Annotated in this window: 11 protein-coding genes and 1 pseudogene; 4 read left to right on the forward strand and 8 right to left on the reverse strand. The window is 63.4% G+C overall.

The features are described from left to right. Positions 1–441 precede the first annotated feature (441 nt). The 6 genes from VK533_RS07715 to VK533_RS07740 form a co-directional block, all read right to left on the reverse strand. Positions 442–597: a hypothetical protein gene (locus VK533_RS07715; protein ID WP_324376283.1), complete on the reverse strand. Its 156-nt coding sequence runs from the start codon at positions 595–597 to the stop codon at positions 442–444. Next, positions 597–953 (reverse strand): hypothetical protein, encoded by a 357-nt coding sequence (locus VK533_RS07720; protein ID WP_324376284.1) that lies wholly within the window; start codon positions 951–953, stop codon positions 597–599. The genes VK533_RS07715 and VK533_RS07720 overlap by 1 nt, the downstream gene beginning before the upstream one ends. A gap of 111 nt (positions 954–1,064) precedes the next feature. After that, positions 1,065–1,373, reverse strand: coding sequence for a Rap1a/Tai family immunity protein (locus tag VK533_RS07725; protein WP_324376285.1), 309 nt, complete (start codon positions 1,371–1,373; stop codon positions 1,065–1,067). Continuing rightward, a complete protein-coding gene (locus tag VK533_RS07730; RefSeq protein WP_324376286.1) occupies positions 1,373–2,107 on the reverse strand; it encodes a S24 family peptidase in 735 nt (244 codons plus the stop codon). The genes VK533_RS07725 and VK533_RS07730 overlap by 1 nt, the downstream gene beginning before the upstream one ends. A 203-nt stretch (positions 2,108–2,310) precedes the next feature. Further along, positions 2,311–2,544, reverse strand: a complete 234-nt coding sequence (locus VK533_RS07735; protein WP_324376287.1) for a hypothetical protein — start codon at positions 2,542–2,544, stop codon at positions 2,311–2,313. Positions 2,545–2,628: 84 nt separating this feature from the next. Then, the gene (locus VK533_RS07740) at positions 2,629–2,838 is read right to left on the reverse strand and encodes a hypothetical protein (protein ID WP_324376288.1); all 210 of its coding nucleotides are present in this window, start codon (positions 2,836–2,838) and stop codon (positions 2,629–2,631) included. A 107-nt stretch (positions 2,839–2,945) separates the two neighbouring features. Between VK533_RS07740 and VK533_RS07745 the strand changes: the two genes are divergently transcribed. Beyond that, complete coding sequence (locus tag VK533_RS07745; protein WP_324376289.1) at positions 2,946–3,542, forward strand: hypothetical protein; 597 nt, start codon at positions 2,946–2,948, stop codon at positions 3,540–3,542. A 117-nt stretch (positions 3,543–3,659) separates the two neighbouring features. Next, positions 3,660–4,193: a PEPxxWA-CTERM sorting domain-containing protein gene (locus tag VK533_RS07750; protein ID WP_324376290.1), complete on the forward strand. Its 534-nt coding sequence runs from the start codon at positions 3,660–3,662 to the stop codon at positions 4,191–4,193. A gap of 90 nt (positions 4,194–4,283) precedes the next feature. On the opposite strand, the gene VK533_RS07755 is transcribed toward VK533_RS07750, so the two are convergent. Beyond that, positions 4,284–4,547: a DUF6894 family protein gene (locus tag VK533_RS07755; RefSeq protein ID WP_324376291.1), complete on the reverse strand. Its 264-nt coding sequence runs from the start codon at positions 4,545–4,547 to the stop codon at positions 4,284–4,286. 412 nt (positions 4,548–4,959) lie between these two features. Between VK533_RS07755 and VK533_RS17255 the strand changes: the two are divergent. Further along, positions 4,960–5,067, forward strand: a pseudogene (locus tag VK533_RS17255) (PEPxxWA-CTERM sorting domain-containing protein); the annotation flags it as partial. A 12-nt stretch (positions 5,068–5,079) separates the two neighbouring features. On the opposite strand, the gene VK533_RS07765 reads toward VK533_RS17255, so the two are convergent. Beyond that, positions 5,080–5,454: a hypothetical protein gene (locus VK533_RS07765; protein ID WP_324376293.1), complete on the reverse strand. Its 375-nt coding sequence runs from the start codon at positions 5,452–5,454 to the stop codon at positions 5,080–5,082. A 248-nt stretch (positions 5,455–5,702) separates the two neighbouring features. Between VK533_RS07765 and VK533_RS07770 the strand changes: the two genes are divergently transcribed. Then, complete coding sequence (locus VK533_RS07770) at positions 5,703–6,767, forward strand: hypothetical protein (protein ID WP_324376294.1); 1,065 nt, start codon at positions 5,703–5,705, stop codon at positions 6,765–6,767. The last annotated feature ends 275 nt before the right edge of the window (positions 6,768–7,042 follow it).

Consider the following 7,042-nt stretch of genomic DNA (forward strand, 5'->3'; position numbering starts at 1 on the left):
CGCCGCATCCTTCGCATGCCACGCGTCCGCGATATGGAACCGGTCGATGAACGGCTCCTCCGTCGACCAATAGTTGATGGAGGCCAGATTTACGCCGATTTCCATGGACAAAACGCCTCGCCACTGAACTGAAATTACGGCTTGGGGAGCCGCGTAGACCGTTGGTAGTGATTGAGTTCTCAAGCCTTTTTTACCCCGGATATGGTTAATATCTGGGTAAAGCCGAATAATGGATGTCGGTTCGTCCCGATCGCGAACGGGTTCACCCCGTTTGACGGGTCCGTCGCTCCACTATCTCGTCTGATCGCCTTGAGGCGCCGGGTGCAGCAGTGAAGCCGCCGTGCGAATAATCGTATTGGGGAAACACCCGATCGTCGCAGAAAGACGCAGGAAGCTTGTACGATTGCGACCAGAACGACCGCAATTTGTGGCCGCTCGGGCTCAATCCCGTGCGGCGCGGTTCGCCGCCCAGCGTGCTTCGAGATCGGTCACGACGCGATCGGCGTGGGCACGATAGTGTCGGAGGCGCTCGGCGGCGCGGGCCAGATCGATCGCAGCATCCTCGAGCGTGCGGCGGGGGAAGAAAGGTGCCCCCATCAGGCGGCGTCCTGGAAAAAGCCGTCAGTCTGTTCGGTGAAACGCGCGAGCAGGGGTGGACGGTTGCCGCGTCCTTCGAAGATGACGCGGTGGCCGGCTTCGATTTCGGTGGTGCGTTGATCGGGCGTGAGCCGATCGAGATAGCGGCGATAGGCGGGCGGCCCCCAGGCGAAGAAGACCTCGCCGGGCGAAGCCTGGTCGATCCAGCCGCGCTCGGTGAGCCAGAGCCCGGCGGCGAGCAGGCTGGAGGGCATCGATACGTCCGACGTCGCTAGCCTTTGCTGGCGGATCGCCTCGGCATCGATGCGATCGCACAAAGCAGCACGGATGGCAGCCAAAACCGGCTGTTGCAGCATGGGAACATCCCTCTCCTTGCGCCGTAGCGACCGGAGCGGCGACTCAGCGACGTTCCTGCTTTGTACTTATTGCACGTACATAAGTCAAGTTATGTACGTGCAATAAGTACATCAGCCTTGAGGGCAGGGCAGCGCCTCTTTGAGCGCGCGATAAGTGAGCAAAGGCGCGGGCTTGGAGCGTGTTTCCGGATGCGCGTCGAGATATTTGCGGACCGCCTCGGTCAGCATCTGCGGGGTCAGGCCGGGCAGGAAACACAGCACCTTCTGGTGCGCATCCTGCGAGGCAAGCATCGCGCCGTTGACGACCCCGACGACCATCGCCGTGCAGGCGCTCTTGTTCGGCCCCTCGCCAACGCAGGCGGCAAGCAGATCGTCGCCGGTGTTGAGCGCCGCGGCGGCGAGCAGCGGCAGGAACAGCATCAGCCGATCATGTCGTCGAGGGTGAGCACGCGATCCATATGATCGACCCGTTCCATCGGAATGCGGAAGATCTGGGCCGGGTTATATTGTTCGAGCTCGACATAGGATGCGGTCTTGCGGACGATCGCCTTGATCAGCACCGAACTGATGCGTTCGCCGTCCGTATCGTCGGGCGTGCGCAGATAGATGACGGCGTCATCGCCTACCGCAGGACGTTTGCGGCTCTCCACGAACACGGTGTCGCCGTCGCGGAAGCGGGGCTGCATCGACGAGCCCTGAACGTAGAGGCCGTAGACGTCGGCCCGACCGTCCAGGATCGGCGGGCGGCGCTTATATTCGACTACCTCGGCGCGGTTGAGCGTGGTCTGCTCGATCGCCTCGCCATCGACGATCTCGTCCGCGCCAAGCGCGGTGCCATAGATCGGCAGATCGCGACTCATGCGCTGCCCGCCGGATCCTTCCAGGCGAAACGGCTGCGCGTTGCCGTCCGTGATGAGGCCGGTCAGCATCAGCACTTCGCCCCGCGCAATCGGCGGATTGCCCAGCCCCTCCATTGCCTCGGCGAAGCGTTGTGCGACCTCGACGCCCAGAGGCCTTTCGAAGGCGGGGTCGGCGTAACGCTGGATCCCCGACGCGGCGGCATAACCCGCCTTGGCGGCGAGCGCGCGCAGCGACAAGCCGGCGCGATCGCGCAACCGATTGACCGCCATTCCGGTGGTTTCCCGATTCGTCATGTACGCATCTATGCGGCAAAATATGTACGTAGTCCAGCTTGACTTATATACGCAAATTGCGTAGATAGCGGCGCCTGAGGCTTTACGAGGACAATATGGAAGCTTTGGAAGGCGCGGCGGCCTGTGCCGACGCGAGGAATTTCGTGCGCACACGCGACGTTCCGGGCGGACGCTCCCTAGCGGAAGCGCCCGCTCCGATCGGTTTACCAGCAGTGTTGGACGCGACGATGGTGACGCCATTCGGTGCGGCAATGGCGGTGGTGATTGCGCCAGTTCCCGTTACGTCCATCACGCATGCCGCGGTGATCGTTCCTGCCGCGATCGTCGCGCTGATAGGCGTTGCCGTTGTGGTGCATATCCTGCGCGACGGCCGGCGCGGCGGCGATGCCGATGCTCGCCACACCCAGCGCGACGATGATCGCTTTGAAGATTTTCATGCTGCTTCCTCTCCCGCCCGCAAATCCGGGCTGTGGAGAGGCGAGCGGATCAGCGGGCATAAGGTTCCGGATGCGGCACGACACTTAATATTTGCGCGGGCGGTTCCTGGCGCCGGCGCGATAGGCCTGACCGGCATCGCCATTTTGGGCGGCCTCGCTGCCGGCGGTTTCAGACGTGTTGGCGGCGATCGCGTTCAATTCGGTCTGCTGTTGGGCATTGGTCTGCCCGACCGAACCGCCGTCGCAGGCGGCAAGCGCCAGCAGGGCGGCGAAGGCTGTGGCGGCGCGGATCATTGCACTGTCCCCATGACCCATGACGGGCAGCGTATCAACGCACGAGACGCGGATGGACCCACGCGCACCGCCTAAAAATCGCCGGACGATCGACAGAGGAGACTGACATGGGACAGGCGAGACGGGGCCGGCCGCGCAAGGCGGGCGCACGCAATGCCAAGGGACGACTGATCGTGCTCCCCGATCGCGGCAACGCGGTGGTGCAAGCGCGCGCGGCCATGTTCGCGCGCTTCCAGAGCGGGCGCGCCGACCAGCAGGTGGGCGACCAGATCGGCCGCGCCTGGGCGGCGGGGCTGCTGGATGGGATGGCACGCGACGCGGCGATGTTGCGCGATATCGGGCGGCGCTATGGTGGGCTCTACTGGCACCAGTTTGCGGCGCTCGCGCCCAAGACCGGCCAGCTCGAACGGCGCGACCGGACGGCGGCCAATGACGGCGACGGGCAGGATAATCCGGGCGAATATTTCGCGGCGCTCGACGCGCTCGCCCACAAGGCCGGGCGCGAGGCGGTCGCGGCGATGCACAGCCTGTGCGTCGACGGCTGGTGGTTTCCGGATACCGACGCACCATGGGTTGCGCGTCTTGTCTCGAGCGCAGTGGAGAATGCGGGCGGGCGCGGTGGGGGCGACGCAGCAACGGCGGCGGATCGCGCGAAGATGCAGGCGGCGGCAGAGGCGTTGCTGGCGATGGTCGAGGGGCGATGATGACGGCGTGCGCGCCGACATGCCTATTTAGGCAATCGACCCGATCCGGCCCCGGCGGGTATCCGACAGCGTCTGGCGGTCTGTCCTGCGGCGGCGCCATGTTTTGGGGGTATTCGCATGAACAGGTTTCTGATCGCGGCGTCGGTCGCGGCATTGAGCGCCGGCACGGCCCAGGCGACGCATTTCAACTTCACCGACACGGTCCAGGGCCACAGCGTGACCGGATCGTTCGACGGGACGCTGAGCGGCGACCTGATCACCGACATGTCGAACATTTTCGTATTCGTGGACGGCATCGGCTTCCACGATAACGGATCGCTGCAGAGCTTTCACTTCAATGACGACTTCTCTGCCTATGAATATGGCGGCATCGCCTCGCTCGACGGCGCGCACGATAACTTCTTCTTTGTCGACGGCGACGTAGTGCTCGGCGAGTACTACACCAATTACTATTATACCGTCACGAACATCAGCACCGGCATCGGCAATACGAACAGCCAGCAATTCTATGGCGGCGCGACCGACAATTTCCACGCGACCGTGGCCGGCTCCAGCCCCACACCGGAACCGGCGAGCTGGGCGATGATGGTGGGCGGGTTCGGCCTGATCGGTGCGGCATTGCGCCGCCGCACCACCGTCCGCTTCGCCTGAAGCTCCTCCCCCGAAGAGGAACGCGCCGCCGGTCGCCCACGGTCGGCGGCGCTTTTTCCCGTTAACTCGCGCGGCCCGAGCCGAGGGAGATCAGGCGGTGCGGGCGTTCGGCGCGCCGCCTCCAGCCGCCGCGACCACGGCGGCGAAGTGGAGCGTGAAGAAGATCAGGCCGGTTTCGTCGGTCACCCGCATCAGCCAGTCGCCATTCTTCCAGAAGGCGCGCGCGGAATCGCGCAGCAGCTCCGCGAAATAGGCGACCGCGTGCTCGCGCGCGGCATCGAGGCCGTTGAGTTCGAGCCCTTCGGCATCCTGGTGGCTGGCGCCGTCTTCCACATGGAAGAAGTAACGTGGCATTGCGACTCCTTGGCCCCACCTCCCACTAGCCGCGCGCATTGATCGAGATCAATATGGTTTCTCCGTTATTTACCGGTTTTTGGGGAAACGGCGGCGGCGCGAGGCGCCGAGCGGGTCCAAATATTTCCCGGCCTCGACCCATCAATTTTACCTTCTATTTAAGTAATTCTCCGTCAGTTTTCCTGACGTCCTACGAAGAGAGGAAGATTACCCGACAGTCCGCGCCATGGGGTTTGAGGGACATAAGATGAATCTTCTGAAAGCGGCCGCGCTTGGCTTTTTCGCCATGCTGCCTGTGCCGGCGATCGCGGGATCGCTCCTGACGGTCGACGTGACCGACGATATCTACGCGAACGGCGGCAGCGGCATCTGCCGCGGCGGCAGCGACATCGTCGCGACGCGGGGGCCCGGGGTCGATGTGGTGCCGGAGCCGGCGAGCTGGGCGATGATGGTGGGCGGCTTCGGCCTGATCGGCGGCGGGATGCGCAGCCGCCGCAAGGCCGCCTTCACCTTCGGCTGATCGAAGCCGTTCTCAACGGCGCGGAATAGCCCGATCCGGGCCGGGCCCAGGCTTGCGCGGCTTTAGCATCGCGCCGGGGGTGAGCGCTTCCTGGGCGAGGAGCTGCAATTCCTCCACCACCGCCTTCCAGTCGGACGCGCCGATCGCTTCGGCCGCGCCGCGCACGTTGAGGTTGGCGATACGCTGCAACTTGGCGCAAAGATCGGCATCGCGCGCCTCGATCCGCGTGACTTCCTGCGACAAGGCATGGAGCATGTGCGCGGCGCCGCGGAAGGTCTGCGCATTGCTTTCGACCGGATGGTCGTTGGGCTTGGTGGCAGCGACCTTGATCATGCCGAGCGACACCGCCCTGGCGTTGGCGATCAGATCCGCGACTTCGGTTTTCATGCCCCGTCCTTGTACATATTCAAGCACTTCATGGAGGCGGAACGGTTTCCAATCGGTTTCGATGCGTGCGTAGGCGAGGCGCGGAGGATCGAGCAGAAAGTCAAAAAGCCGCTTGACAAGTTCGTTCCTGTTTTGTACTGCGATATTTGAGCAGTAGGAATGCGCCTGAAGCCCGCCCACCCGGCGGGCTTTTTGCGTTTCGAGGGGATGCGATGGTTACACAGAATCAAACCCGGCTACGGGGTGGGATGGCCTTCAACGGCCGACCGCAGAATGCCAATTTCGGAAATCATTCCTGGTTGATGAATCAGCTCGTTGCCGCCGGACAAGGCGCGCTCGACGACTTCACATTCGGACTGGACGATCAGGCTTACGCCGGTGCTCGAGCACTGATTGACGCTGCCAACGGTAAATCGTTGAGCCAAGCCTATCGCGACCGAATAGCCTACGAACATGCCCGCGACCAATATTACGCCCAGCATTATGGGGTTGCCAGAACTGCGGGAAAGATCGCCGGATCGGTTGCTCAACTCGCTGTCGGAGGTGGCCTTGGCACGATCGGCAAAGCCGGCGCGCGCATCAAGCAGGTCACGCCAATGATCGGCCGAGAACTGGCCGCGCTTGGCGGTGTGGGGGCAACCGGCGGCGTCGGCGGTCAGGCTTATTCCGACGCGATGCGTGGCAGATTGAGTTCGCTGGGCGACTATGCCGGCGCTGGGCTTGGCGGAGCGGCCGAAGGCGTGATGGCAACCCGCGGTCAGCCGGGTAAAGCTAGCGCGGCTGGGGGATTCGTTACGTCGCTCGCGCAGGACGTTCTCAACGGTCGACGGCCTTCGATGATGAAGGCGATCGAGAATGCATCCGCCGCCAGCCTTTTGGGTGCGGCTGGCGGTGCAGTAGGCCGCAAAGTCAGCGAGAGGCTTCCGAGCCAATTGCCATCGCTCAAAGGCCCTTTGCCTGTGGGATATCGTCCGCCCCTGAGCAAAGAAATCCTGGGCGAAAGCGGCTCACGCGCAAGAACATGGGCGCGTGGCGATAAAACCGTCTCGGCGAATAAGGAGAGACTATATCTTGACCAAGGCGGTTTCACGCGTCCCGACCAGCGTACTTTAAGGGGCCAGCACGTAGAATCGAAGTACGGCATCCATGCTGACCTGACACCACGGCAGAAGCAGGCCTACAGGCAGCTCAGCCTCGACTATCGCGTTGATCAGGCCCTTCCCGGCGACCTTGGTTTCCTGCACGGATTTTTCACCGGACAGGCGGGATACCAGATGCAAGATGACTGGGCGCGCAAGGAATTGGATCTGTGACCACAGTGAGCTCGCTTACGCTGCCAGTCATGGCAGGCGCTAACAAAGGTCCAAAACGCCGGCATCGCAAGCGCCGTCGGATCCCGCAAATCCGACGGCGCTTCCCATGAGCCGGGGCGTTAGAAGAAATCGGCGAGGCGGAATGCGTCGGCATTCAGCCCGTCCAGCTTGAACGCGGAATCGATCGCGCCTTCGCCATCGGATGCGTAGAAAAGATAGGTGTCGGCCCCCACCTGAACCGCCGCGACCTCGCCCTCGTGCGGGGCGGCATGAAA

It is taken from the genome of Sphingomonas sp., from assembly GCF_035317925.1.
In the GTDB taxonomy this organism is placed as follows: domain Bacteria; phylum Pseudomonadota; class Alphaproteobacteria; order Sphingomonadales; family Sphingomonadaceae; genus Sphingomonas_I.

Coding starts and splice junctions, on each gene's coding strand:
- VK533_RS07715 (WP_324376283.1), bottom strand. CDS start 597: ATGGGGGCACCTTTCTTCCCCCGCCGCACGCTCGAGGATGCTGCGATC.
- VK533_RS07720 (WP_324376284.1), bottom strand. CDS start 953: ATGCTGCAACAGCCGGTTTTGGCTGCCATCCGTGCTGCTTTGTGCGAT.
- VK533_RS07725 (WP_324376285.1), bottom strand. CDS start 1,373: ATGCTGTTCCTGCCGCTGCTCGCCGCCGCGGCGCTCAACACCGGCGAC.
- VK533_RS07730 (WP_324376286.1), bottom strand. CDS start 2,107: ATGACGAATCGGGAAACCACCGGAATGGCGGTCAATCGGTTGCGCGAT.
- VK533_RS07735 (WP_324376287.1), bottom strand. CDS start 2,544: ATGAAAATCTTCAAAGCGATCATCGTCGCGCTGGGTGTGGCGAGCATC.
- VK533_RS07740 (WP_324376288.1), bottom strand. CDS start 2,838: ATGATCCGCGCCGCCACAGCCTTCGCCGCCCTGCTGGCGCTTGCCGCC.
- VK533_RS07745 (WP_324376289.1), top strand. CDS start 2,946: ATGGGACAGGCGAGACGGGGCCGGCCGCGCAAGGCGGGCGCACGCAAT.
- VK533_RS07750 (WP_324376290.1), top strand. CDS start 3,660: ATGAACAGGTTTCTGATCGCGGCGTCGGTCGCGGCATTGAGCGCCGGC.
- VK533_RS07755 (WP_324376291.1), bottom strand. CDS start 4,547: ATGCCACGTTACTTCTTCCATGTGGAAGACGGCGCCAGCCACCAGGAT.
- VK533_RS07765 (WP_324376293.1), bottom strand. CDS start 5,454: ATGAAAACCGAAGTCGCGGATCTGATCGCCAACGCCAGGGCGGTGTCG.
- VK533_RS07770 (WP_324376294.1), top strand. CDS start 5,703: ATGGCCTTCAACGGCCGACCGCAGAATGCCAATTTCGGAAATCATTCC.